Raw genomic sequence first — 25,205 nt, 5'->3', positions numbered from 1 at the left:
CTTAAATATATGCTCTTTTTATTTGGTACGCATGATATCAGATGTAACAATTAAAGTATAATGAAGGTGCTTTACTATCCATTTTTACCAATTACCAGGTCATTATCCAAAATGTAAGTCCATTCGTTAACTTGTACTGTATCACTTTTGGAAAAATCAAGTTTTTGACCCTCAATAGACACCCAGCCTACTTTGCGCGCTGGATTGCCTACTACCAAGGCAAAATCAGGAACATCTTTAGTTACTACTGCACCAGCTCCCACAAAAGCATATTGACCGATAGTAACACCACAGACAACAGTAGCGTTTGCACCTATAGATGCTCCTTTCCGGATTAAGGTCTTTTTAAATTCATTTTTGCGATTGATAAAACTTCTGGGGTTTATAACATTAGTAAACACCATAGATGGGCCAAGAAATACATCATCTTCGCATATCACGCCTTCATAAATGGAGACATTATTTTGTACTTTTACATTGGAGCCCAAAGTAACTTTGGGGCCGACGACACAGTTTTGTCCCAAAGAGGAATTAGCACCAATTTTTGTTTGTCCCAGAACATGACAAAAATGCCAGACTTTGACTCCTTCGCAGAGTTCAACATGGTCATCAATGTAACTGCTTTCATGAACAAAATACGCTTTATCCATCATAGCTCCAATGGTAAATAAATTGATTTCTTGCTCTGCGCTGAACGGTAACAGGCAATCAATAATTCCAGAGAGAGCAGACCTTCTCTACCATCAGCAATAGCCGTATCAAGATTATCCAATGCGTCTAGAACATTTTTATAATAAGGACTATGGCCATTGCCATAAACGCTGTTTGTTTGGTATCCCGCTTCATTTGCCGCTGCAAGTGAAGGGGCCAGGTTTGTTTCAAAATCCCAGACTTCAAAAGAATTTAATGCTACACCACCTAAGCGTACCGTTCCTTTTTCACCCAGAATGGTGATGGAACCTTCCATATTTTGAGGGTAAGTCAGCATGGATACACACATGGAGCCGATTGCTCCACGCCGCCATTTCATATTGACGACAACAGAATCCTCAACTTCAATATCTCTTGCCTGAGTAGCCATCATAGCCTGAACGCATTCTACAGGGCCACCTAGCCATTCAAGCAGGTCTACATAATGACTGGCCTGATTCATCAGTGCCCCACCATCAAATTCCCAGGTGCCTCTCCATTTGTCCTGATCGTAGTAGCTTTGGGGACGAGTCCAGAAAACATTGGAGTGAATGGTGTATATTTTGCCAAACCAATGCTCATCAATAGCCTTTTTTAAGAGTTGTACTGTTGGATTCAAACGGTTTTGTTTCACTACAAATAGATGTTTTCCTGCGGCATCAAATGATTTAATCATGGCTAAGCCATCTTGCCAGCGCGTTGCCATGGGTTTTTCCGTGATAACGTGTTTTCCATGTTCTGCAAAAAATATGGCTTGGGGTGGGTGAAGACCGCTCGGTGTGCACAGTGAAACCAAATCGAAATCCTGTTCTTTTACTAAAGATTCCAGTGATGTATAAAAAGGTACGTCTATGTTTACACTATCCTTCCTGGTCTGATCGATATCACATAATGCCACCAGTTCCAGTCTGTCTCTGTTTTGATAAATTGCTTCAAGATGTTTGTGTGAAATGCGCCCGCAACCAATAAGAGCAATTCTATGCTTTCTCATTAAAAAGCCTCCTAAAATCTTATAACTGAAGAATCACTTAAAAAAATATTCTCGAGTATAATGATTTCTTGGTGTAGTATTCAACATTTTAATCAATTTAAAAATTTCTTATTACCAGCATGAATAAATGCTTAAATCATTAATAGCCTGCGTTCCATGCCTAATCTGCGGAATTCCTGGTGCTGATACAGAAGGAGTTTCTTGAGTCCGTGGGGCAAGAAGCAGGGAATAGTAGAGGAAAAATTTAAGTAAGTGCCATGTAGGTAAGACGCTAGGCAGTTCCTTAAAGCCTTATACGTATGCAGTTATAACAATGAGATAAATCGTATGTGTGGAATTACAGGATATTTTACCCCATGGTGGGGACTGAATGAAGAAGATATGAGGACTATCCTGACCAGGATGACGCATTCTATCAAATCGCGTGGTCCAGATGATCATGGGCTGTGGGTTGATGCTTCTGCTGGTGTTGCCTTGGGACACAGGCGTCTTGCTATTTTAGATCTTTCTGATGCTGGACATCAGCCTATGGTTTCGTCAACGGGACGTTATGTAACTGTATTTAACGGGGAGATTTACAATCATTTATCACTCCGAAATGAGATAGAAGCATTAAATGCGGGGATTGAGTGGAGAGGACATTCAGATACTGAAACCTTATTAGCCGCAATAGAGCTTTGGGGTTTTGAAGAAACACTGAAGCGTTGTATAGGAATGTTCGCTATTGCTGTATGGGATCGCAAAGAACGTGAATTGTTTTTAGCCCGTGATCGTATGGGAGAGAAGCCCTTATATTTTGGATGGCAAGGAGAGGGTAGCAAGGCAGTATTTTTCTTTGCTTCTGAATTGAAGGCATTAAAACAATTTCCAACTTTTAAAGATACCGTTAATCGAGATGCTTTAACTTTGTTTCTTCGTCATAATTATGTTCCTGCTCCCTATACCATTTATCATGGAATCCATAAACTCATTCCGGGTACTATGCTTTGCCTTTCTGAACGTAAACGTGAGCCGCAGATCAAAGCTTTTTGGTCCATGTCACAAGTAGCCCTCAATGGTGCTGCAAATCGCATGGAGCGTTCAAAAGATACAGTACTTGATGAGCTTGAACATTTATTGAGGTCTGCGGTAAAACAACAAATGGTAGCCGATGTGCCTTTGGGAGCATTTTTGTCTGGAGGGATTGATTCTTCTACTATTGTTGCTTTAATGCAGCAGCAGTCTTCGAGGCCGGTCCGAACTTTTTCTATTGGCTTTCATGAAGAGGCTTTTAATGAAGCCGAACACGCGAAGGCGGTGGCTAATTGTTTAGGAACAGAACATACGGAACTTTATGTGACCCCTAAAGAAGCGATAGACATCATTCCCTATCTTCCTAAATATTATGACGAGCCTTTTGCTGACTCCTCTCAAATACCGACTTTTTTAATATCTCAGATGGCTCGTCAACATGTGACGGTTGCTTTGTCTGGTGATGCAGGGGATGAGCTGTTTTGTGGTTATAATAGATATCTTTTTTCATCTTATGTATGGAAAAAGATATCTCCTGTACCCATGATGATTCGTACAATGGCTGCACGAGGAATTAAATTATTTTCACCAGACTGGTGGAATGCGCTATCAAAATATTTGCCTGTCAATCGACAGCGTGGACGTTTGGGTGATATGCTGCATAAAGGTGCTGATATTTTACCCAGCTCTGATATGAATCAATTATATATGGGATTAATTTCTTATTGTATGGATCCATCCGCATTAGTTCTTAATGGAAAAGAGCCACCAACATTTTTAACGGGTTTTTCTCCGCCATTGGATGCACTTAATCCTATAGAGCGAATGATGGCCTTGGATACTATGGGTTATTTGGCAGATGATATTTTAGTTAAAGTTGATAGGGCTGCTATGGCAGTAAGTCTGGAAGTCAGAGTGCCATTACTTGACCATAGGGTAGTTGAATTTGCATGGGGCATGCCCATGGATTTTAAACTGAGAAATGGTGTTACCAAATGGGCTCTTCGCCAAGTGCTTTATAAATATGTTCCAGAATCTCTGATTAACAGGCCGAAAATGGGCTTTGGTATCCCTTTGGAACAATGGCTTAGAGGTTCTTTGCGCGAGTGGGCTGAAGATTTATTAGATGCTGATAGATTACACCGAGAAGGCTATTTAAAACCCGAACCCATTCGTACTTTGTGGAATGAACATTTGAGCGGGCGTAGAAATTGGGCTCAACATCTTTGGGGTGTGTTAATGTTTCAATCTTGGTTAGAAGAGCAAAAAAATTGAAAAAAAAATTAATATTTGTCGTCAATGTTGACTGGTTTTTTATCTCTCACCGGTTACCTATTGCAGAAGCTGCTCTTCAAATGGGATATGAAGTACACATTGCTGCCAGTCTTACATCACACGCGGAAGCATTGAAAGCAAAAGGTTTTATCGTCCATCCATTAAAAATAGATAGAAGCAGTAAAAATCTTTTTCTTAATTTAAAATTATTGTTTGATCTTGCTGTCCTTTTTCGTAGAGTCAAACCAGATATAGTCCATTTAGTTACAATCAAACCGGTTTTATTAGGGGGAATTGTTGCCAGAATACAACGTGTTCCTGCTGTAGTTGCAGCTATTTCAGGTATGGGATATGTCTTTATCGCCCAGGATAGATTTGCCTGGTTCAGGCGTTTTATTGTAACCGGGCTGTATGGAATGTCCTTGAAACATCCTAATTTTCGAATTATTGTCCAAAATCAAAACGATTGGAGTTTAATTAAAGGAGTGTGTAAGGTTCAGGATAAATTCGTGACCTTAATTCGCGGTTCAGGGGTTGATTTGAATCTGTTTGTCAGCACCCCAATTGCCCATGATGTCCCTCCCGTGGTGATGATGGCCGCGCGTTTGCTGGTAGATAAAGGTGTCCGTGAATTTGCTGCCGCAGCACGAGCCCTGGCTGGATATCATGGTGCACGTTTCATTCTTGTTGGAGATGTTGATCCGGATAATCCAAGCAGCCTTTGCCGTGATGAGATCACAGCTTGGGTTAATAAAGGTATCGTTGAATGGTGGGGGCATAAAAGTGACATGTTTAATGTGTTAACTTCAGCACATATTGTTGTATTACCGTCTTATTCTGAAGGATTGCCTAAAGTATTAGCGGAAGCAGCGGCAACAGGTCGCGCTGTGGTAACTACAGATGTTCCAGGTTGCCGTGATGCAATCATTCCCAATGAGACCGGACTTTTAGTTGCCCCTAAAGATGAATTATCCCTTACAAATGCCATTAAGCTTTTGATTGACGATAAAGATCTTTGTGAAAAGTTTGGTGCAGCCGGGCGTAATCTTGCTGAAACAACTTTTGATATTAAACAGGTAGTAAACCAGCATTTAACAGTGTATGAAGAATTGATGCCCTAAGAGCAACTAGTTTGGGAGTATGGCTTTTTGGATAAGGTGGAATGTGTTGTTGTAGGTGCTGGCGTTATTGGCTTGGCAATAGCGAGATCACTGTCGCAAAGTGGTATGGATTTGATTATTATGGAATCTAATAACGCTATTGGAACTGAAACCAGTTCCCGAAATTCTGAAGTGATCCATGCTGGAATTTACTACTCGCACAATTCGTTGAAGGCCAGAGCTTGTGTGCAAGGGCGTCAAATGTTGTATGAGTTTTGTCAATCCCATAGCGTGCCGTTTAAACAGTGCGGTAAATTGATTGTTGCAAATACCGAGTTGCAAAAGCAAGAGTTAAGTATATTAAGGCAAAAAGCTTTGCGAAATGGAGTATCTGATATTGTAGAGATGACTGCATTAGAAGTAAGTCATCTGGAACCTGACATACACTGTCTTGGTGCTTTGTTTTCACCTTCGACCGGGATTATCGATAGCCATAGCCTGATGTTGGCATACCTTGGCGATGCAGAAGCGGCTGGGGCTATGCTGGCTTTAAATTGTTCCTTAAAAAAGGTGATTTATACGGGGCAAGATTTTGAGTTGTATACGGATCAGATAAAGATTAAGACCAATATTTTAATTAACAGCACAGGATTACATGCCTCGCATGTAGCAGCGATGATTGAAGGCTTTCCCGAAGATAAAATACCCAAGACTTATTTTGCAAAAGGAAACTACTACTCGCTTAGTGGTGCTTCTCCTTTTAAACATCTGATTTATCCTGTTCCTGAGCCAGGAGGGTTAGGAGTGCATCTTACTCTTGATCTTGCCGGACAAGTCCGATTTGGACCTGATGTAGAATGGGTAGACCAGATAAATTATAACGTGGATCCTAAACGTGCTGATTCTTTTTATTCTTCAGTAAGGCATTATTGGCCCAGTTTACCAGATCATGCTCTGCAGCCTTCTTATTCAGGAATCAGGCCTAAATTGTCAGGTCCAAATGGTGCTGCTACTGATTTTATTATTCAGGGAGCCAATGACCATGGCATCCCTGGATTGGTAAATTTATTTGGTATCGAGTCTCCTGGTTTGACGTCTTCATTATACCTCGCAGAAAAGGTTGCTAAATTGGTGTAAAGATCAGCCCATATCAGGGAACGGCAGTAGCACGTCTCGTCTGTGTAGCCCGGTCTGCTTGCAGCCGGGGATTGTGCCTGCTTTATCCTGGCTGCAAGTAGACCGGGCTACGACCGTTCGATCAACCCCTCTGACCTATTACAAGTTGGCTACCTGTCGATAATTAAAGAATTTTTTCTTTTAATAGCCGCAATGAATAGTAAAGGATAAAAATAAAATAATGGTGTTAATACTTGTTTATATCTTACCGCAGAACCTGGGTTAAAAATACCAGCGGGATAATTCACTAATAAGCCTAATAATACAGCCAGACTATACCCCCAAATAATAATTGATGCATATTTGGGTTCTGTTTTTATAAGTCTTATCAATAAACAAAAAGTAACAATTAGCGTAAACAGATTAATGCATCCTTCAATAAATACAGGAAACATAACAAAACGGGCAAGTGCCTCACTCCAGGTAAAACCAACAATGCTGGCTGGTATTCCCCAACCCATGTTATAAAAAAAATGTGCTGCACTATTCCAATAAATATCCCAGCGATTTCCCAGACTATCAGTAATTTTTAAGAATGACTGCTGTTGCGTCCGCATAAAAAGAACTAAATCGCTGTCATATAAAGGCTCTAAACAAAACAGGCATAATGCTATGAGGCTTAAAAACATTAGAACTAAAAACAGGCTAACCTTCACATCAATAAACATCTTTTGCTTTCGTATTAAAATATTTATCAAATAAGAGATACCAAACAAATAGGCATAAGCTAAGGCATAATGAGGCCTAATAAGGGCTGCTATGGAAAAACCAATAATCACGGGGATTATTTTAGTCTTATTCCAAACAGATAAATCAACACATCCTTTGATCACCAAAAGAAAACCAGTAATAGCTAAAACTTCTTTTCCAACCACGCTGGTCCATATCAGGAAATGCGGTGATAACAAGATCAGGGCGAGGTAGAACTTGTCCAAATAAGCGTATTCTTCACGAAGAACATACCAAAAAATGCAACCTGTAAAAAATGAAACAAAAAGATGAACTAAAATGTTATAAATTAAGAGATGTTTCAATAAGTAATAAATTATAATGGTAAACATCGTTCTATTAAAAATCAGTGCGGTAGACCATACATTAATCTCGCTGCTCAAATAATAATTTGCATCGCGGAATGGGGCGAACTTTGCATAAAGATATACAGAGCAAACAGTGACAAGTAGTTTAACAACAAGGATAAACACAAGAAATAAAGCTGAATTTTTAAATAGTTCATTTTCAAAAAGACACGATCTGTTTGTGACATTGAAACGTCTGCTTTTTAATACTAAAGAATCCATGTAAATAAAACCTTATTAATTAATAGAGTTATATTATCTTTTTAAATTTTAATGCACAGAATCCAAATAAAAAGTAAAAAACATAATTAATTGCTTGTGCTATAGGCACCGCCTGCATTCCAAACGTGCTCTCCAACTTGACAACCAGGAGATAGAAGCTAATCGAAAAAAAGACTTCAGAAAATAAGTAAATACGAAACAAGTTCTTGGCCATATATAAGTACATCAATATCCAACTGCATACTTTGACTGTGTCAGCAATCATTTGCCACTTAAACAGCACGGCCATGCCTTTAAATTCGTTAGTAAATAGCCATGTAATAATATGCTCTTTCATAAGATAGATGAAAAATGCACATCCAATCGTAAATGGAAGAATTAATGAATAGGTTTTTATGATTTCCAGTTTAATTTTATTAGCGTCATTTAATTCAGAGAGCTTTGGAATAAAATAAACGGATAAAGTGGCGGTAACTATCATTAAATAAGCAGCGCTAATTCTCCATATAGCTTCTATATATCCGGCTGATGTCCAGTCAATGTGTACCCCAATATGGTTCCGTACTAATATTTGCGTTCCAGGTGCACATACCGCCCCAGCGATAGCCATTAGGGCATATTTAAATAAATTTTTAGCTGTGCTTTTATCTAGTCTTCCCCATAAATGACCAAATTCAAACCACTTTGTTTTTTTGCAAATAATGAGCGTAGCAAAAAACGCAAAAGACTGATAGACAGCAAGAGCAATCAATGCACCAAACAAGTTAAAATAAATGACTAAAATCGAGGTAATTAGCAGTGATAGTATACTGCCAATAATATTGGCTAACACGTATGAAGTAATTTCTTTCTTTCCATTCAAGATAGAAAGTAATATGGAGTTCATGGCTAAAAAGACTAATGCAAAAGCAAACCAGGTGAAGACATTTGCAAGATGAACATCATGCAAAAAAAACAAGGCCAGCGGTTTACGAAAAAAAAGCATGGCAAGTGCTGTGATACAAGAACCAATTAAGGTGATTTTAAAAGCAGTTTGCCATAATTGGTGTTGTTTTTCTTCCGAATAATAATATTCAGCTGTGTATTTGGTGACGCCAGTAGCTATAGCACCATTTGCAAAGGTACTTATTACAGTGATCAAATTTTGATACTGTCCCAAAAAAGCATAACCAATGGGTCCTACATAAACAGAGATTAATTTATTAATACCAAGAAAGGTTAACAACCTTACTGAAACAGCAATAAGGTTGAGAAAACTTGTTTTTATCAGGGTCATAATCCGAAGCTCCTCAATCGTCTCAAGCTATAGCCCTTGCGCGAGAAACTGGTGTCATAATGCAAACTAGAAAAAATCCTGTGACCAATCCAGAAAGAACACCCAGGAGTAATGCTTTCTTGATTTTATCGTCTATTGCAGTGTTGGTTACACTAATATCAAAAGCGAGCTGATATAATTTAAGCGATGAGGCGCTGATTTTCCTTGTGTATGAATTATAGTTTTTCTCATAAATCTGTATTAGATTAGTAAGCTGGTTTTGCTTATCTATAGCTATATTGTTAATATGATTCGTGCTCTCATCAATAATCCGCATTTTATTTAATGCGTTAATCTGCTCTTCCAGGCTCTGCATAATTTTTTTATTTCTTGTAAGCAGTAATTGTTTTAAAGAATCTGTTGCTCTTTTATTGGCTAAAGCTAAATAAGCCTCTAAAAGCATTCTTGCTGTTTCAGGATTATCCGCGTTAAAGCTAATCATAAATTTATATGGTTTTATACGTTGATATGTAGAAAAAATCATTATATCCAAATAGCTTTTATACATTTTTTCCTGTTGGCTCTGATCAAGTTGCTTTAATTTTTTATCAGGTATAACCAACTTATGATAATCTTGAGTATAAAAAATTTGTTTGGTAATAGGCGACAAAAGGTTTCTTACAAAAAGATCGTATACCGTTTCCTGATTTAATTTTTTTTGCTTTGGGGTCGTCAAATAAAAAAATGGATTTAAATTTAATCCTAAGACCTCTAGCTCTAAAGGTGGCCCAATAAGCGCCTGGGCGGTGTATATTGGTTTTTTAAATCCCAGAGCCAGAACCCATACAAGCGTAGTGAATATCATAACGAAGAAAATAACCCATTTTCGAAGCCAGAAAACTCGCATTACTCCCAAAAAGGATAGCTCATCATTTTTCTCATAATGATTCATTCTACTATAAGCTCAACAGAAACATGCGGGCAAGTTTAGCATGTTCCCTAAAAGACGTCTCTATAAAGTTACAAAGCTCGTCCGAAAGATTCATTTTGCCGGGACGGCGGTTAATGGTAGTGAATCGGGGGACTTAAGCACTACTCCACCGTCCCGCGGCTTGTCCGCGGTATCCAGAGATCTAGGTTCGGAGTGAGATTCCTGGATCCCGCGGACAAGCCGCGGGACGGCGGAACTCCTTAACTTAATGACAGTGAATCCGGGGGAATGGGTTTCTATTGTTTTTTAGAGTGTTTTAATATATCTTCGGAGCAAAATAATGTATTGCATAGTAGTGATATACAAGAGCTTGCAATTACTACTGTTGATACAGAATGTACTTTTTATGCAATGATTATTTATTTTATCTTATCGCAAAAGCATTTGCTTTCTTCAAATTACTTCTTGCTGAAAATGCAAGGAATTATTGGATAATATTATGAGTAAATTGTTGCAGAATGTACGTATAGCTCGGGTATCGACAATTCCCTTTTTTGTATTTACTCAGTTACGCACACAGCTCGAAGCATTAAATGAAGCTGGTGCAAAGGTTTCTATTATATCCAGTGATGAGTCAAGTGAAGATCTTCAAAAAATAAAAGGGTGTAAATTTCAACCTTTGTCTATCGCTCGTGAAATACAATTGTTTGCAGACTTTGTTACTTTAATTAAGTTATGGAAATTATTCCGTAAAGAACAATTTCATATCGTTCACTCCACAACGCCTAAAGCTGGTTTGTTGTGTTCTATTGCTGCAAAATTAGCCGGAGTGCCCGTTTGTATTCATACTTATACAGGACAACCCTGGGTGACTATGACCGGGATAAAAAAGCTTATTGTGAAATATAGTGATAAGCTCATTTCGTGGCTAAATCCATATTCTTATACTGATAGTTTCAGTCAGAGAGATTTTTTGATAAAAAGCAATATTGTTTCTTTAAAAAAACTCAAAGTCATTGGTAGTGGTTCCTTAGCTGGAGTGAATATCGAGCGTTTTGATGCACAAAAGTTTTCTGAATTTAATAGAAAAGAATTAAAGAGCACATTGAATATCAGTGAGTCCAGCAAAGTGTTACTTTTTGTGGGAAGAGTTACCAGAGAAAAGGGCATTTTTGAGCTCATTGATTCCATACGTGATCTATTAAAGATGGAGCATGATGTTGTTTTGTTAGTCGTTGGCCCATTTGAAAAAAATAATGAAGAGGAAATTCGGTCTTACAGTAATCACTTGTGTGGCGATAAAATAATTTTTATTGGTTATGATGCAATGCCAGAGCGTTTTATGGCTATCAGCGATTTATTATGCTTGCCAAGCTATAGAGAAGGATTCGGAACTGTTGTAATTGAAGCGGCAGCTATGGGGCTTCCTGCTGTAGGAACAGAAATTTACGGTTTGACAGATTCTATAATCAATAACTCCACTGGGATGTTAGTAGAGCCGAAGAATACCAGGCACCTTACAGAAACTTTAGATAATCTCCTGAAAGATAATGAAAAAATCAAGCACTTGGGATTGCAGGCGAGAAATAGGGCTATTGCTGAGTTTGATAGCAAAAAATGTCATAAATTGTTAATAGATGAATATATCAGTTTATTAGAACATCGAGAGATTAAGCTGTCTTCCCAATAGAGCCATATGCATGCCTCCTTGTTTTTATATTAACATATACTATAATATCCATTATATGCTTTTTTGCAATTTAATGGATATTATGATGTCTTTTTTTATGCAAACACCTCAGGAAATGTTAAAAAAGATAGCTGAAAAAGCCCGAACAAAACGGCTTTCTTTAGATTTAAGCCAGCAGACTTTATCTAAAAAATCCGGGGTGAGCTATAGCGTTATAAAGAAATTTGAACAAACAGGCAAAATATCGTTGGAGTCTTTATTAAAACTGGCCTTGACTCTTGACTCCCTGATTGATTTTGATGCCGTATTTTTGCCTCGTATGCCTGAGCAAGCCATGTCATTAGATGAACTAATGCAAGAAAGTAAAAGAAAAAGAGGAAGGAAATGACCTTTGTTCCTCAGAATCTTGTTTATGTTTATTACCAGGCATCGAATGGTAAGCAGTTGATGGAGCGTCTGCTTCTTAAAACAGATAATGGCAGTGGACTTAATGTACCTGAGGTCAGGTTTTTCCCATCAAGAAGAGGCTCTGGCTTTTTTGGGCTTAAGCGGTTGCTATGGCTTGGTCGCGAAAAAGAAGAATGTTCTGGTGAACGCGCTAAATTCAGAATGGGCTGATTTATATTCTTCGTTGTGTTGATGATGCTACCACACAAGGGAGATCCCTCGCTGCGCTCTGTCTCTTGATTACCTCTTAGTCTATGCCCTACACTAATGCTAAATCAGGCTCTGAGCCTCAACAAAAATTCCGCTTCCTCACGGTCGCGGCTCGGTTTCCGGTGTACGATGAAGCATATACGAACGCACGGAAACCGAGCCGCGACCGTGAGGAAGCGGAACAGTTATACTGGCAGGGGCAGTGTTTCTGCCCTGAACCCATGGATTCCTTGGATAAGCAGAGGGATGTCGGAGTCAATGCCAGATGGTGTTTTCGGAGATGTGTATAAGATTCAGCGCTGCGTTCGGGACGACGTGGGAGTTACGAAAATTATTAAGAGGTTAAACTTATGCCCAAAATATTAGTCACAGGAGCTACAGGTTTTGTCGGGAAAAGTCTTGTACCTGCACTGATTCAGGCTGGGCATGATGTGTTGTGCGCTGTTTCCAGCAACGCAGACTGGCTTTTGGCGAAGCAGGTAGTGATTAACAGGATAGAGCTGCAATCTGACTGGAGTGAGTTACTCCAAGGGGTGGATGTAGTCATCCATTTGGCTGCCAGAGTACATGTTATGAAGGATACTGTAGCTTCACCTTGGGATGAATTTTATAAAATTAATAGCCTGGCGACTAAAAATCTGGCGCAACAGGCAGCTCAACATGGGGTAAAACGTTTTGTCTTTTTAAGCTCTATAAAGGTTAACGGAGAATTTACTCTTGATAAGCAGCCTTTTACTGAGGACAGCATAGCGCAAACAGAAGATCCTTACGGTAAAAGCAAATTACAGGCTGAGCAATATCTAAAGACCATAAGCCAGGAAACAGGAATGGAAGTTGTTATTTTAAGGCCTCCATTAATCTTTGGTCCTGGGGTTAAAGCTAATTTTTTAAAAATGATGGACCTGGTACAAAAAGGTTGGCCTTTGCCTTTCGGTAAGATTAACAATAAAAGAACCTTTATTTATATTGATAACCTGGTATCTGCCATTTGTACCGTTGTTGTCGAACCTGAAGCAGCCAACCAGACGTATTTGTTAGCTGATGATGACTCCTGGTCTTTGTCGGAATTATTAAGCTTTTTAGCAGAACAAATGAATGTCAGGTTAACTTTGTTTAAAGTACCGGGATTAATGTTTCTTTTTAATTTACCCGGCTTAAAAAATATGAAATTAAGATTGCTTGGTTCTTTAGAAGTAAGCAATAACAAGATAAAATCGCAGCTGGGCTGGGTTCCTCCCGTAACTTCGGCGGAGGGATTATCGAAAACTGTACGGTGGTATAAAGATGAATGTAATTCTTAGTCTGATTTTAATCGCTGTTTCAGCAGCCTTGATTCGGCTGTTTTGTGTTTTGGCCCAAAACACCCGACTCATGGATAAGCCCAATGAGCGCTCCTTACATACCAACCCAACCGTGAGGGGAGGGGGGCTTGTTTTTATTGGTTTGTCTCTCATTTCTTTGCCTTTTATCTGTTACTACAATGGTACGTCTTTTGCTCAACAGGCAGTCTTCTTTGTCAGTATTATTTTACTGGCAGCAATCAGCTTTCTGGATGACTTATACCAGTTATCAGCCAAACTGCGCTTTCTTGTTCAGGGGATAGTGGCTTTAGCTGTAGTTTTTTTCATGCGGCCAGAAACTTTGGATTTTGTTGTGTTTTCCTTTAGCAATCCTTTCCTTGTCGGGGTATTTTTATTTTTCGCTACGGTCTGGGCTATTAACCATTTTAATTTCATGGATGGTTTGGATGGATTTTGCGCCTTGCAATCTGTATTTTTGTTGGCTGCTTATGCTTTTTTCTTTAGTGTGCATTCAGGCTTCATTTATCAGGATTTCTGCCTGGTTTTAATGTGTGGTCTGTTAGGATTTCTGATATTTAATTTTCCACCTGCAAAATTGTTTATGGGAGATGTTGGAAGCGCTTCTTTGGGATTTATCACTTTTGCAGTTGCAGTCATAGCGCAACAGAAATATCAAATTCCAATGATGTATTGGTTCTTGCTTAACAGCCTGTTCCTGTTTGATGCAACTCTGACTTTGGTGAGACGTATCCTGAACAAGGAAAAATGGTACACGGCGCACAGGAAACATGCTTATCAGCGTATCAAACAATTTGGGGTAAGCGCACGGACAATTTTATTGGGGCAAACGTTGATTAACGCCTCGTTCTTGCTTTTAATCCTGTTATTGCAACATAATAAACTTAATCTTCTCCTTGTATTATGCATTCAATTAGGGGGGATGGGATTGGTTTATGCCTTAATTGAAAAACGTTTTCCTATGTACGGTAATTGTTAATTTGATTTTAGGATACCTGAAAATATTAATTAATTTTTACTGGCATTTTGTCTGTTTTAGAGATAAATTAACTGTCCTTTTAGATGTATCTGATTGAATACGGTTGTGTATTCATTTGTTTCAGTGGTGTTGTACTGTTCATGGCTTTTCGTGAATGACGTATGGAAATTAAGTAAACCCTGCTGTCTGTAGCTGTAAATTTGTATCTTAATGTAATTTATTTGCAAATAAAAAGTACAATTATTTATGTTTCTTAATACTCTGTTAATAATCAGAGAGTACAATGTGATCCGAACAATAATAATTGTTTAGTTATTAGTCATTTTGTGGCTGCTGAGAACACCATGGAAGCGTTCTATGGAACAGTGAGTAGCTACTTTGTAAGGGAGATTAAGTCATGTTAATTTTGACTCGGCGTATAGGTGAAACACTAATCATTGGTGATGATGTAAACATTACTGTATTAGGTGTAAAGGGTAATCAGGTTCGTTTAGGTATTAACGCGCCCAAAGATGTTTCAGTACATCGTGAAGAAATTTATTTGCGCATACAACAAGAAAAAGAATCTGATGATTCTGAAGAAGCGGTATAGATCGATTTCCTCGCAGTTCATCCAGTTCCGGGCACTTAACACTGCTCGGGACGAACAAAAACTTCTTATCTGTTCCCCAAGTTCAAAGTAGTATCCCCAGACGATAAAAAATGGTTTAAACCATCCTCATCTTTCAGAATTAACAAGCCAGCCTGAGTTATTCCTCTTGCAATACCCGATAGTGAATGTCCCGATTGAGCCACTGTAATCTTTTTTCCCACCAGATAATCAGATTTATTCCATTCAGACATAAACACTGAAAGATCATGAGCCATAAATTTCTTTAAATAACGATCAAGATTAGCTATAAGACTGGCCAAAATCAGATTTCGGTTGTATTTCTGCTGAGTTATCTCATATAAAGAGCACCAGGGTTTATCAAGCAGCGGTTGATTTTCAGTATCACTATTCACATTGATGCCAATACCAATGATGATCTGGGCAGTGCCATTTGATTCAGCAATAATTTCAATCAGGCTGCCGCATAATTTTTTATCCCGCCACAAAATATCATTAGGCCATTTAATTTTTATGTCTGGCTCGGTAGTGAATTCATTTAAAGTACTTAACACCGCCAGGCTGGTTACAAGGCTTAATCCGGATAGTTTGCCTAAATCACAATTCAGACTCCAGCGACTGGAACAATAAATATTTTCACCAAAAGGGGAGTGCCACTGTCTGCCAAAGCGGCCTCTCCCCTGGGTTTGCAGTTCAGCACAACACACATCGAGCATTTGGCTTGGGGGCAGTTCTTTAAGAAAGCGGTTTGTTGAATCAACCGAGGTCAACACATGAAGATTTAGAGCTGATTTAAAATCTATGGCCTGGAGTTGATTTGATATGAGTTGATGGTCTAAAAGAATTAAAGGGGAGGGGAGTTGATACCCTTGATGAGCCAGTCGGGTAACGGGAATTCCAAAGTCAATCAGCTGATTGATCTGCTTCCAAATGGCAGAGCGGCTTATACCTAAAGCCTGTCCCAGTTCGTTACCACTATGACAGGCCCCATCTTTAAGCAAATGCAATAAATTGAGTTGTGGTTCGGTCAACGAAAGCATAAAGTCAAAATCTTAAGCTGGCATTTTGCGATAATTGAATTACACCATGGCGTATTTCCCGTACTGTCGGGTGATAGCACAAGGCGCCGCTGCAATTCACTTCCGGCATGAAGGAGCGCAATTGCCAGGTGGTATTGTGCAAGGGATCTTCCACCAATTGTTTTGTGGGTATAGTCGTTGGCACATGAAATTCCTTTGTCGGGTAGGACAAGCCAAGACCACTGGCTTTAATAAAGGCCTCCTTTTGTGCCCAGACATGGAAAAATACGGCTGCCCTCATTGCTGGAGGTACTTTAATGAATTCAGCAAACTCGGGTTCGGAAAATAAATTTTTGGCGATACCTTCGTAAGGCCTTGGCGAGTATTTTTCAATATCGACACCTAAGGGATATACTTTTCCTACAGCAAGCATGGCCAGATCACCGGTATGGCTGATGTTAAACTGCAGTTTTTGCGTGTTATTCACCGAGGGCTTACCATGAGAATTATAAGTAAATTCCAGACGTTCTGGTGGAATATTCAGATAACGTGCCAGAATAATTCTTAAGGTAGCTCTGGCGGTAGCAAAGCGTCGTTTATGGTGACTGAAATAAAAACGGTCGGCGCGCGCGCGTTCATCGGCATTCAATAATTGATAAGCTATGTTCAGTTCATGCTCTAAAGAGAACTGCCAAAGGTCAATACGGGACTCATTTAAAATGCAATTCTGAGTATTTAATGGGGTAAATCCTGTAATTATCATATGTTATGTTTTGAATCTGGCATCAATTAACGGTTAAGAGTATCATATACCATGATTTTTAATTCACCAAAGAGTAATGAATGAGCCGACAATTTTTGGATTTCGAACAACCCATCGAAGAGTTGAATCAGAAAATTGAAGCACTCCGCATGGTTGGCAGTGATAATGAAGTTAATTTAAGTGAAGAGATAGCCCGACTTGAAGCAAAATGCTCCGAGTTGACGGCTAATGTTTTTGCTAATCTGGAGCCATGGCAAATCGCACAAATGGCCAGGCATCCATTAAGGCCGCAAACCACCGATTATATTGAACACATCTTTACCGATTTTCAGGAGTTGCATGGAGACCGAAGTTATTCTTCAGCTCCTGCGATTATCGGGGGGATGGCACGGTTAAATGGTGAGCCGGTTATGGTGCTGGGACATCAGAAAGGCAAGCGCACTAAAGAAAAGGTGTATCGCAATTTTGGTATGGCGCGTCCTGAAGAGTACAGAAAAGCTCTGCGTTTGATGCGCATGGCAGAAAAATTCAAATTACCTATCTTTACCTTTATTGATACTGCCGGTGCTTATCCTGGAATTGGCGCTGAGGAAAGAAACCAGTCCGAAGCGATTGCGCGTAACCTTTTTGCCATGTCACGGCTTAAAACACCTATTATCTGCACGGTAACAGGTGAAGCAGGTTCTGGCGGTGCTTTGGCCATCGGTGTTGGTGACAGGGTGTTGATGCTGCAATTTGGCATTTACTCTGTAATATCACCAGAGGGCTGTGCATCCATCTTATGGAAAGATGCGGCTAAAGCCAGCGAAGCTGCCCGGGCTATGGGAATTACAGCCGACAGGATTTTAGAAAATCAATTGGTTGATATGGTAGTTCCTGAGCCATTAGGTGGCGCGCACCGTGATTTGGATGATATGACCACTCGATTAAAGAAAGTGTTAACCAATGAATTACAAGCCCTGAAAAAAATACCGGTGGACCAATTAATTGAACAAAGGTATCAAAAATTTATGGCTATGGGGGCCTGTGACTAAAGGTCAGGAAATAATCATGCTGTAGCCCGTATTAGCGTAGCGTAATACGGGAAAAACCTGGTTTCAGTGCACTGAAATCCCGTATTACGCTACGCTAATACGGGCTACGGAGTCTCAGCGATTAAAGACATTTGTGTAGGTACCTGGATTTAGGAGCTTAACTTAGTGTTATTCAATTCAGACTGGGTTTCCCGTTTGGGAAATTTTAATCAACTGATTGTAGGGTTTAGCGGTGGTCTGGACTCTACAGTTTTGTTGCATGCCCTTGCTTCTCATCCATCACTGCATAGTAAGCTTCTTGCAGTACACATTAATCATGGCATAAGCCCCAATGCAGATTTTTGGCAACAACATTGCCAGGAGCTGGCGAATCATTTATCCGTTCCGTTTATCGCACAAAAGGTTGAATTCAATCGGTCAGCAAATATAGAAGAAGAGGCCAGGAGAGCGCGTTATGCCTTTTTTTCTTCTTTATTGACAGAGAATGACTGCTTGCTTTTAGGCCATCATCTTAATGATCAGGCTGAAACGGTGCTTTTACAACTGTTTCGCGGTGCGGGTATTGATGGCTTGTCAGCCATGAAAGTTTCTGGCCATCTGGGAGCAGGACGAGTCGTCCGTCCTTTTTTATCGTATTCTCGTCACCAGTTAGAGTCTTATGCTGCATCCCGGAATTTGAAATGGATAGAAGATGAAAGTAACGAGGATGTAAATTATTCACGCAATTTTTTACGTGAACACGTTATGCCTCTGTTAGAGAGCAAATGGCCCGGGGTTGCAGGAACCATTGCCAGGACTGCTGCCCATTGCCAGCAGGCAAGGATGAATCTGGATGATTTAGCTTTGGAGGATTGTCCGGCATTAGCAACACCTGTGGGATCTTTATATATTACTCCTTTAAAATCCCTTGCTTTAGAGCGTATTACTAATGTTTTGCGGTTTTGGTTAAAGAAAAATAAAGTGCAATTACCTGGCACGGATACCTTTCAACGGCTTATCCATGAAGTAATTTTTGCCCGTCCCGATGCTATGCCTCTGGTTAGTTGGGATACGACTGAAATACGCAGGTATCAGGAGCATCTTTTTATTACGTTCAAACAAACACAACCCTTGCCTGATTGCATTGAATGGAGAGAGTTTCCCAAGTCATTAACTGTACCCGCACATGGGATATTTTTAAGCGTTGAAAAAGCAGGGCAGGGTTTAATGATTCCTGATGATGCCAAGATAACCATTCAATTCAGAACTGGTGGAGAGTCTTTTTCCTGGCGTGGGCAAAGTAAGGAGTTAAAAAAATTATTTCAGGAATGGAATATTCCTCCCTGGCTGAGAGCCAGAGTTCCTTTGCTTTACATCAATGGGAAGCTCGCAGCAGTCATCGGTTATGCTGTGAGTGATGAGTTTTTTACTCGTGATTCTGATATTGCCTTACTTATTGTTAATAAATAGTTAATACATGTTGAATATTAGACCTATTTATTAACTTATCATCAAAAACTATAATGATGATCATACCAGCTCCTCTCCCTGAACTACGTCGTCCTGAGCGCGTCTTTTTGCGCGAAGGATCTCCAAATATTGGCACTATGCCACTTCCAGGAGATCCTTCGCGCAAAAAGACGCGCTCAGGACGACGAGGATCGGAAGGGGTAACAAAGCAATACGGGCTACGAATCTGTTCCATTTGATGTAAGGGGTTAATCATGTCATTTTTCCGAGTGTTCTGGTTATTGAGTTACATATCCATTGCCTCTTTTTCTGCGGCACTCATTACTCCGGCCTTACCAGAAATTCAGCAGAATTTTGCCTTAGTCCAAGGTCAGGTGGAGTGGCTGGTTTCAGCATTTTTAATCGGGTATGTTATAGGTCAGCTCATCTACGGTCCTTTAGCTAATCGTTTCGGCCGTGTCAGTGCCTTGCGCACAGGACTGGTGATTAACCTTTTGGGTATAGCAATTTGTTTTACAGGCCTTTATTTTAATATGTATCTGATATTAATTGCAGGAAGATTCGTTAGCGCGCTGGGGGCAGCCAGCGGACTAGCCTGTACTTTTATGCTAATCAATGAATGGCTGCCGGAGCAGCAAAGAAAAACTGCTTTAGCTTATACCATTCTCTCTTTCACCTTGGGTATAGGTCTCGCTGTTCTGATTGGTGGACTGATTACCGAATACAGCCATTGGGGAAATTGTTTCTACGTGCTGCTGGGGCATGGAACCATCATGCTCTATGGTACTCGAATGTTTAGCGAAACCTTAACCAGTCCTCAAGTTCTTAATTGTAAAAACATCTTAGCGGGTTATGAATCAGCTTTATCATCGCGCACCTTGCTTTGCTATTCCATTGTAGTAGGCTTTTGTTCAGCCATTGGCTATTGCTTTTCAGCGGCAGGTCCTCAGATTGCTCTTGATCTCTTTAAATTAACTCCAGCTGAATACGGTTACTGGAATGGTTTGAATATGATGGGCATGTTGACAGGGGGCTTATTGGCACGCTTCCTGTTACAACGAATTCAGGCTAATGAGGTGGTGCTTCTGGGGTTAATGGGAACAGCCATAGGTTTGGTGGGTGTTATTCTGATTTATTATTCAGATAATGTCACACCTGTATGGTTCTTCTTCAGCACATTAGTAATGTATTTATCAAGCGGCTTATTGTTTGCTGGTGGTTCTTATTTGGCATCCAATGCTGTAGTGGATAAAGCCAGTGGTGCGGCCATGATGAGCTTTATTAATATGGTTACTGCCACTGTAGCGGTTATTGTGATGGGCTATGTCAATAAAAATTCATTAGCTGCTTTTATTGTAGTTTTATTGGCTCTGTGGGTATTGGTTTTATTGCTTTTGATGATGCGACATTCTTTACGAGATGGTAAGGTAATATCATCCTGATAGATCACCTAATCTCCACATAGTCGCCTAACCCCCGATGCTACGTCGTCCTGAGCGCGTTTTTTTGCGCGAAGGATCTCCAAATGTTGGTACTATGCCGGCCTCAGGAGCTCCTTTCAATGATTTTTATTTGACCATTTAATTTTTCCTTAAGTATTGTGCATTAAAATACCAATAATTTTTTTGTAATTGGTGTAGGCACATAGAAATGGGAATCATACATAACATTTGTAATGAAGTTCAAACTGCAGAATTAGCGAAATTACAAGGTTTTATTGCCATTTATCAAGCAGGTTACGAGTTAGTCAAAGCAATGGAAAACTCTCCAGACGCTGCTGAGCGGATCGATGACATTCACTTGCTTAAACGATGTTTGAAGCCTTACCAGGAGATTTATGCAATAGTTGGTGATGATGTCCATAAATATCTTCTTGCCAACGGTGTCCAGTTTACCCCCGAAGACAGCGATGCCGAAATTGCTAAAAAGATGTTGATTTTTGCCTCTTCAGATGCCTTTTTCGCGATTCGGAAGTCTGCAGCAGTAGCTTGCAGCCAATATTCAAAATTGAATGATCTTTATCTGAAGCATGTTGGAGACTTCTCAACGACACTAATGAGTTTTGAGCGTTTTCAATCCAAATTAATCAAGTGCGTACAGATATTTTCGCAGTTCGCTCTTTTAGGGCGTGAGTTGGTTAAGGAAACTGGCGGAAAGGCACATAATGACACTTTTGTTTTGGTGAGCACAATTTTCAAAGATTTGGCCGATTACGCAAATATCTTGCAATCAGGGCAATCCCATTCTGATAAAACAGTTACTTTTGCTTCAACAGCAATGATTCCCGGTTTTGATACAAAAAGAAGAAAAACTGAAGCACAGCTTGATGTTTTAAAACAGGAATTAAAAATATTGGAGGAACAATTAAAGGAAAAGCAGGATCATGCTGAAAAGCTGATGGCATCTCAGGCTATAATAGAACAAAGTCAACTTTTAGATACATGGAATACACTGTGGCCTGCAAGTGCTTTGGGAGCAGTTTTCCCCAAAGACACTGAAAGTATGGCCAAGATGGTTCAGGCTTTAGAGAGTGCCTTTGCACAGCAAAATACTTTAATAAAAGCGAAACAAGATGAAATAAAGAGGACGCTGGATACTTTAAAAACCATTGCAAGTGCAATGGAAAAATTTGACCCATCAACCCTTGCTGCTTTAAGAAAGGTGAATGAGATACAAGTAGATGCTGCAACGCATCTGATGCGTCAATATAATTTACATCCTGTCAGTATTATGGAAAATCCGGATAACATCATAACAGCTAAAGCAAACTTCCTGACAGAATATGATAAACCAGTCGTGGAAGTGCAAACGCCTAAAAGCCCTAAAACTTCTGGCAGTTTGATGGATTTGTTTAGAGGGAGAAGTTCAACAGGAAGAGATATGGTGCTTACCAGAAATTCACCTCCCACTTCACCCAGAGGGGAAGCGTCTGCATCCACATCTTCTTCATCTTCCTCTTCTACTGAAGATTTGCCGGTTGTAAAATCAGAGCCTGCTATCGCACCAACCTTACGATTAAAGTTCTTTGTCGGAACGTCGCGACCTTCACGTTCCGCTTCAGCACCGCCAAAACCAGAAGCAGCGCCTTCTTCACCAAGAATAGAAGTCAGAGCAGCTCCTCCGGCAGCAACTGGTACAGCATCGACTCCTGGATCACCATCAATCAAGGAGCGAATCGATAGCCTGAATGCTGCTGGCGGGATAAAGTTTTCACCACGACCACGTTAAATTAATGTATGGTTTATAAAACCGTAGCCTTGATTTCGCTACGCCGCATCAAGGCTATCCTAAAAATTAATTACTTCCATCTTACGATTTATCAACTACTTTTAAACTTATTTTGATACAAAAGCAAACAAATTGAGAAAAAAATATTATTTTCTACTATCCTTTATAGAACACGGACATTGTTTTTAATTTGGGCGGAATGGTTTAATATGCTGTTTTCTTGTTAAGCGCCCTTGGTTATCCTGACCAAACACCCAAAAAAAGGTTCTTAGATGGTTCATTAAAAGAGAACGATTATTGATGAAAACTGTTGCTGACAATGTACATCAATTAAAACGAGATAATCAGGCTCAAGACGAGCTATTATTATCGAGGGTCAGGTTTGACAGGATAGTGCTGCTTTACGCACAAATTCATATAGGCATTGCAGGTCAGTATATTGTCTCAATGATAATGTTGTATTCACTTTGGGCGGTGATACCCAAAGCGCAGATTATAAGTTGGGGACTTTACATCTCTGCCGCTACTATTATCTGGATGACTTTTACCCTTATTTTCAGATACAAACGTCAGGTATTTGATTCGGAAACGTGGCTGAAATTATTCGCCATGTGCACCTTAATCTCAGGTTGTGCCTGGGGCATTATAGGCTCATTCTTAATGCCCAACGATTTGCTCAGCCAGTCGTTTGTCATTATTATCATTATCGGAATGACTGCTGCTGGCAGTGCCTTTTTCTCTTCATTTATTACGGTTTATACGCTCTATCTTTTCCCCGCATTTATTCCACTGGACATCTGGATGTTTATACAAGGAGGATACTTCGGCCTTATAGGACTATGTGGGCTTATTTATATGGCAGTCATGTTTGGCAGTTGCTTCTATTCCAGCAGATTTTTAGTGTCATCGCTCACCTTACGCTATAAAAATATAGATTTGGATGCCTTGAATCAATTTTTAGAGCGGCGCGTAGCTGAAAAAACCAGTGATTTGGAAAAATCCCTGGCAATTACCCAGTCCACTCTGGAATCTACTGCAGATGGAATATTGGTAGTCGATACTCAGGGAAATATAGAATATTCCAATCAGAAGTTTCTGCAAATGTGGGGTATTACCGAAAATTACCTGTCTTTACGCAATACTGGGTATTATTTGGATAAGGTACTGAATCAACTGAAAAATCCGGAAGAATTTAAAAATAGAATACAGGACTTAAATGAACATAAACAGTGTGAAAGCTTTGATGAACTGTATTTCGTAGACGGTAAAGTGTTTGAAACGTACTCTAAACCTTATCAAATACGCAATAACATTGTTGGCCGTGTCTGGAGTTTCCGTGATATCACCATGCGCAAACAAATGGAACATCAATTGTTTTATCAGGCGAATCATGACTTATTGACTGGATTGCCTAACCGGACTTTGCTTTATGATCGTATCAAACAAAGTATTAATTATGTAACTCGCTATCAAAGCTATCTCAATATGCTTTTCCTCGATATAGATAACTTTAAGTTGATTAATGATAATCTGGGGCATGAATCTGGCGATATCCTGTTAAAAGAAGTGGCTAGTCGTCTGCAAGAGTGCATCAGAGATACAGATACCGTAGCGCGATTTGGAGGTGATGAATTTGTTATTTTATTCATCACTAACCATGCTGATGCTCTGTCTAATCTATCGCAAAAAGTTCTGGAACGTGTCTCTCAACCCATTCAACTGCTTTCTCATGAAATTGTAGTCACTACCAGTATTGGCGTCAGTATTTACCCTAAAGATGGTAATGATGCAGCCACATTAATGAAAAATGCTGATATTGCCATGTACCTGGCTAAAAAGCAGGGTAGAAATAACTTCAAGCTTTATGATAATTCGTATAATCAAAGCTCAAAAGCATTGCAACTTCAAAGTGAATTGCGTAATGCATTGGAAAATAATGAATTTATTCCTATGTATCAACCCATTATTGAACTGGATTCCGGAAAAATAGTAGCAGCAGAAATTTTGGTGCGCTGGCTTCATCCTGAAAGAGGAATGATTATGCCGCAAGAATTTATTTCTATAGCTGAAGAGTCCGGACTTATAGTACCACTAGGGGCATGGATATTTCGCACGGCCTGCTTTCAAAACAAACAATGGCAAAATATGGGGTTAAATCCTATCAGGATGGCCATTAATATTTCAGGTATCCAGTTAAAACGGGATAACTTTATCTCTATGGTAGAAGAATGTTTGCATGATTCAGGACTCGATCCACGTTATCTGGAATTGGAATTGACAGAAAGTGTGATTATGAGCGATTCAACAAAGAATCTGCAGTCGCTAAGATATTGTCACCAATTGGGAATACACCTGACTATTGATGACTTTGGTACAGGCTATTCAAGCCTGAATTATCTCAAACAATTCCCGGTAAGCAAGTTAAAAATTGATCGTGGATTTGTGCAAAATTGTACTAAAGATATTAGTGATTCGTCTATTATTGAAGCAATTATTGCCATGGGGCATCGTTTAAAACTCAGTATTCTGGCTGAGGGTATAGAGAAAATGGCACAGTTATCGTTTTTGGAATCTAATGGATGTAATGAAGGACAGGGATTTTTATTCAGCAAACCTGTATCTGCAGAAGCGTTTGCTGAACTTCTGGCTCAGGAAAAAATGCTGGTACGAAAGAAAAAAGCCAGTTAAATCTATTAATGTCCCAACCGGGTTTGTAGCCTGTATTAGCGA

The 25,205-nt window shown here is 39.7% G+C and carries 21 protein-coding genes; 14 read left to right on the top strand and 7 right to left on the bottom strand.

From position 1 onward, the window contains the following. Positions 1-74: 74 nt before the first annotated feature. Entirely contained in the window at positions 75-653 is a 579-nt protein-coding gene (locus B094_RS0109610; RefSeq protein ID WP_272946940.1) for an acyltransferase, read from the bottom strand. Next, positions 650-1,681, bottom strand: a complete 1,032-nt coding sequence (locus B094_RS0109605; protein ID WP_018577597.1) for a Gfo/Idh/MocA family protein — start codon at positions 1,679-1,681, stop codon at positions 650-652. The genes B094_RS0109610 and B094_RS0109605 overlap by 4 nt, the downstream gene beginning before the upstream one ends. 327 nt (positions 1,682-2,008) lie before the next feature. Between B094_RS0109605 and asnB the strand changes: the two genes are divergently transcribed. From asnB to B094_RS0109590, 3 genes are read left to right on the top strand one after another with little or no spacing between them, the layout of a single operon-like run. Then, on the top strand, positions 2,009-3,967 hold the full coding sequence (asnB, locus tag B094_RS0109600; protein WP_018577596.1) for an asparagine synthase (glutamine-hydrolyzing): 1,959 nt from the start codon (positions 2,009-2,011) through the stop codon (positions 3,965-3,967). Continuing rightward, on the top strand, positions 3,964-5,088 hold the full coding sequence (locus B094_RS0109595) for a glycosyltransferase family 4 protein (protein ID WP_018577595.1): 1,125 nt from the start codon (positions 3,964-3,966) through the stop codon (positions 5,086-5,088). Before asnB ends, B094_RS0109595 begins: the two co-directional genes overlap by 4 nt. A 36-nt stretch (positions 5,089-5,124) precedes the next feature. After that, entirely contained in the window at positions 5,125-6,204 is a 1,080-nt protein-coding gene (locus tag B094_RS0109590) for an NAD(P)/FAD-dependent oxidoreductase (RefSeq protein WP_237762279.1), read from the top strand. 149 nt (positions 6,205-6,353) lie between these two features. Here B094_RS0109590 and B094_RS0109585 read toward each other — a convergent pair whose 3' ends face one another. From B094_RS0109585 to B094_RS0109575, 3 genes are read right to left on the bottom strand one after another with little or no spacing between them, the layout of a single operon-like run. Then, positions 6,354-7,541: a hypothetical protein gene (locus tag B094_RS0109585; protein ID WP_018577593.1), complete on the bottom strand. Its 1,188-nt coding sequence runs from the start codon at positions 7,539-7,541 to the stop codon at positions 6,354-6,356. Between the two features lie 28 nt (positions 7,542-7,569). Next, positions 7,570-8,817 carry an O-antigen translocase gene (locus B094_RS0109580; protein WP_018577592.1) on the bottom strand — a complete coding sequence of 416 codons (1,248 nt, stop codon included), beginning with the start codon at positions 8,815-8,817 and terminating at the stop codon, positions 7,570-7,572. A gap of 22 nt (positions 8,818-8,839) precedes the next feature. Further along, complete coding sequence (locus tag B094_RS0109575; protein ID WP_018577591.1) at positions 8,840-9,748, bottom strand: Wzz/FepE/Etk N-terminal domain-containing protein; 909 nt, start codon at positions 9,746-9,748, stop codon at positions 8,840-8,842. Between the two features lie 478 nt (positions 9,749-10,226). Between B094_RS0109575 and B094_RS0109565 the strand changes: the two genes are divergently transcribed. The 6 genes from B094_RS0109565 to csrA all read left to right on the top strand — a co-directional run bounded on the left by B094_RS0109565 (position 10,227) and on the right by csrA (position 14,964). After that, entirely contained in the window at positions 10,227-11,417 is a 1,191-nt protein-coding gene (locus B094_RS0109565) for a glycosyltransferase (protein ID WP_018577589.1), read from the top strand. 82 nt (positions 11,418-11,499) lie between these two features. Beyond that, entirely contained in the window at positions 11,500-11,805 is a 306-nt protein-coding gene (locus B094_RS0109560; protein WP_026253967.1) for a helix-turn-helix domain-containing protein, read from the top strand. Next, a complete protein-coding gene (locus B094_RS0109555; RefSeq protein WP_018577587.1) occupies positions 11,802-12,035 on the top strand; it encodes a hypothetical protein in 234 nt (77 codons plus the stop codon). Before B094_RS0109560 ends, B094_RS0109555 begins: the two co-directional genes overlap by 4 nt. 389 nt (positions 12,036-12,424) lie before the next feature. Further along, positions 12,425-13,375: an NAD-dependent epimerase/dehydratase family protein gene (locus B094_RS0109550; RefSeq protein ID WP_018577586.1), complete on the top strand. Its 951-nt coding sequence runs from the start codon at positions 12,425-12,427 to the stop codon at positions 13,373-13,375. After that, positions 13,359-14,372, top strand: coding sequence for an MraY family glycosyltransferase (locus B094_RS0109545; RefSeq protein ID WP_018577585.1), 1,014 nt, complete (start codon positions 13,359-13,361; stop codon positions 14,370-14,372). The genes B094_RS0109550 and B094_RS0109545 overlap by 17 nt, the downstream gene beginning before the upstream one ends. Before the next feature lie 397 nt (positions 14,373-14,769). After that, the gene (gene csrA, locus B094_RS0109540) at positions 14,770-14,964 is read left to right on the top strand and encodes a carbon storage regulator CsrA (protein ID WP_018577584.1); all 195 of its coding nucleotides are present in this window, start codon (positions 14,770-14,772) and stop codon (positions 14,962-14,964) included. Positions 14,965-15,029: 65 nt separating this feature from the next. On the opposite strand, the gene B094_RS0109535 is transcribed toward csrA, so the two are convergent. Then, positions 15,030-16,022, bottom strand: a complete 993-nt coding sequence (locus B094_RS0109535) for a biotin--[acetyl-CoA-carboxylase] ligase (protein ID WP_018577583.1) — start codon at positions 16,020-16,022, stop codon at positions 15,030-15,032. Between the two features lie 4 nt (positions 16,023-16,026). Next, positions 16,027-16,764 carry a 4'-phosphopantetheinyl transferase family protein gene (locus B094_RS0109530; protein ID WP_018577582.1) on the bottom strand — a complete coding sequence of 246 codons (738 nt, stop codon included), beginning with the start codon at positions 16,762-16,764 and terminating at the stop codon, positions 16,027-16,029. 80 nt (positions 16,765-16,844) lie between these two features. On the opposite strand from B094_RS0109530, the gene B094_RS0109525 reads away from it, so the two are divergent. From B094_RS0109525 to B094_RS15990, 5 genes are all read left to right on the top strand, one after another. Beyond that, positions 16,845-17,798: an acetyl-CoA carboxylase carboxyltransferase subunit alpha gene (locus B094_RS0109525; protein ID WP_018577581.1), complete on the top strand. Its 954-nt coding sequence runs from the start codon at positions 16,845-16,847 to the stop codon at positions 17,796-17,798. Positions 17,799-17,963: 165 nt separating this feature from the next. Further along, positions 17,964-19,247 carry a tRNA lysidine(34) synthetase TilS gene (tilS, locus tag B094_RS0109520; protein WP_018577580.1) on the top strand — a complete coding sequence of 428 codons (1,284 nt, stop codon included), beginning with the start codon at positions 17,964-17,966 and terminating at the stop codon, positions 19,245-19,247. A 254-nt stretch (positions 19,248-19,501) separates the two neighbouring features. Beyond that, positions 19,502-20,689 carry an MFS transporter gene (locus B094_RS0109510; protein ID WP_018577578.1) on the top strand — a complete coding sequence of 396 codons (1,188 nt, stop codon included), beginning with the start codon at positions 19,502-19,504 and terminating at the stop codon, positions 20,687-20,689. Positions 20,690-20,897: 208 nt separating this feature from the next. Continuing rightward, on the top strand, positions 20,898-22,475 hold the full coding sequence (locus tag B094_RS0109505; protein ID WP_018577577.1) for a hypothetical protein: 1,578 nt from the start codon (positions 20,898-20,900) through the stop codon (positions 22,473-22,475). Between the two features lie 300 nt (positions 22,476-22,775). Continuing rightward, positions 22,776-25,163, top strand: a complete 2,388-nt coding sequence (locus B094_RS15990; protein WP_018577576.1) for a putative bifunctional diguanylate cyclase/phosphodiesterase — start codon at positions 22,776-22,778, stop codon at positions 25,161-25,163. The last annotated feature ends 42 nt before the right edge of the window (positions 25,164-25,205 follow it).

Source organism: Legionella shakespearei DSM 23087 (assembly GCF_000373765.1).
Lineage (GTDB): Bacteria > Pseudomonadota > Gammaproteobacteria > Legionellales > Legionellaceae > Legionella > Legionella shakespearei.
The sequence above is the reverse complement of the archived record's forward strand: the minus strand, read 5'-3'. Positions and strand labels throughout refer to the sequence as shown.

Excerpts from the sequence above, each read along its gene's own strand:
- B094_RS0109610 (WP_272946940.1), bottom strand. The coding sequence starts at position 653 with ATGATGGATAAAGCGTATTTTGTTCATGAAAGCAGTTACATTGATGAC.
- B094_RS0109605 (WP_018577597.1), bottom strand. The coding sequence starts at position 1,681 with ATGAGAAAGCATAGAATTGCTCTTATTGGTTGCGGGCGCATTTCACAC.
- asnB (WP_018577596.1), top strand. The coding sequence starts at position 2,009 with ATGTGTGGAATTACAGGATATTTTACCCCATGGTGGGGACTGAATGAA.
- B094_RS0109585 (WP_018577593.1), bottom strand. The coding sequence starts at position 7,541 with ATGGATTCTTTAGTATTAAAAAGCAGACGTTTCAATGTCACAAACAGA.
- B094_RS0109580 (WP_018577592.1), bottom strand. The coding sequence starts at position 8,817 with ATGACCCTGATAAAAACAAGTTTTCTCAACCTTATTGCTGTTTCAGTA.
- B094_RS0109575 (WP_018577591.1), bottom strand. The coding sequence starts at position 9,748 with ATGAATCATTATGAGAAAAATGATGAGCTATCCTTTTTGGGAGTAATG.
- B094_RS0109565 (WP_018577589.1), top strand. The coding sequence starts at position 10,227 with ATGAGTAAATTGTTGCAGAATGTACGTATAGCTCGGGTATCGACAATT.
- B094_RS0109560 (WP_026253967.1), top strand. The coding sequence starts at position 11,500 with ATGATGTCTTTTTTTATGCAAACACCTCAGGAAATGTTAAAAAAGATA.
- B094_RS0109555 (WP_018577587.1), top strand. The coding sequence starts at position 11,802 with ATGACCTTTGTTCCTCAGAATCTTGTTTATGTTTATTACCAGGCATCG.
- B094_RS0109550 (WP_018577586.1), top strand. The coding sequence starts at position 12,425 with ATGCCCAAAATATTAGTCACAGGAGCTACAGGTTTTGTCGGGAAAAGT.
- B094_RS0109545 (WP_018577585.1), top strand. The coding sequence starts at position 13,359 with ATGAATGTAATTCTTAGTCTGATTTTAATCGCTGTTTCAGCAGCCTTG.
- csrA (WP_018577584.1), top strand. The coding sequence starts at position 14,770 with ATGTTAATTTTGACTCGGCGTATAGGTGAAACACTAATCATTGGTGAT.
- B094_RS0109535 (WP_018577583.1), bottom strand. The coding sequence starts at position 16,022 with ATGCTTTCGTTGACCGAACCACAACTCAATTTATTGCATTTGCTTAAA.
- B094_RS0109530 (WP_018577582.1), bottom strand. The coding sequence starts at position 16,764 with ATGATAATTACAGGATTTACCCCATTAAATACTCAGAATTGCATTTTA.
- B094_RS0109525 (WP_018577581.1), top strand. The coding sequence starts at position 16,845 with ATGAGCCGACAATTTTTGGATTTCGAACAACCCATCGAAGAGTTGAAT.
- B094_RS0109510 (WP_018577578.1), top strand. The coding sequence starts at position 19,502 with ATGTCATTTTTCCGAGTGTTCTGGTTATTGAGTTACATATCCATTGCC.
- B094_RS0109505 (WP_018577577.1), top strand. The coding sequence starts at position 20,898 with ATGGGAATCATACATAACATTTGTAATGAAGTTCAAACTGCAGAATTA.
- B094_RS15990 (WP_018577576.1), top strand. The coding sequence starts at position 22,776 with ATGAAAACTGTTGCTGACAATGTACATCAATTAAAACGAGATAATCAG.